Raw genomic sequence first — 357 nt, 5'->3', positions numbered from 1 at the left:
ATCCTTCGCCGAGAACGTGCCGACCGTCGTGCCGGTCTTGCTGTTTTCCGCAACCGACGCCTTGGACAGCGCGATCGACGTCGGGTTCTCGTTGACGTTGATCACATCGATGCCGAACGTCTTGGTGGCCGTCTTGCCGCCGACGTCGGTGGCGACGACCTTCACCGAATGGCTCTTCGCCGTCTCGTAGTCGACGCCCTTGGCGAGCTGCAGCGTGTTGCCGGAGAGCTTGAAGATCCCGCCGGGGTTGGACGACAGGCTGTACGTGACCGCGCCGCCCTCCGGATCCTTCGCCGACAGCTTGCCGATCACCGTGCCCGCCTTGGCGTCCTCGGCGACGCTCGTCTTCGACAGCGA

At 65.0% G+C, this 357-nt stretch carries 1 protein-coding gene; it reads right to left on the bottom strand.

Annotated features, from left to right (window positions below; genetic code table 11):
- Nucleotides 1–357 (bottom strand): cadherin repeat domain-containing protein (locus tag P0086_RS25215; RefSeq protein WP_275790829.1); only part of this gene is annotated, 357 nt, incomplete at both ends.

This window comes from Mycoplana sp. MJR14 (assembly GCF_029210525.1).
In the GTDB taxonomy this organism is placed as follows: Bacteria; Pseudomonadota; Alphaproteobacteria; order Rhizobiales; family Rhizobiaceae; genus Mycoplana.
The sequence above is the reverse complement of the archived record's forward strand: the minus strand, read 5'-3'. Positions and strand labels throughout refer to the sequence as shown.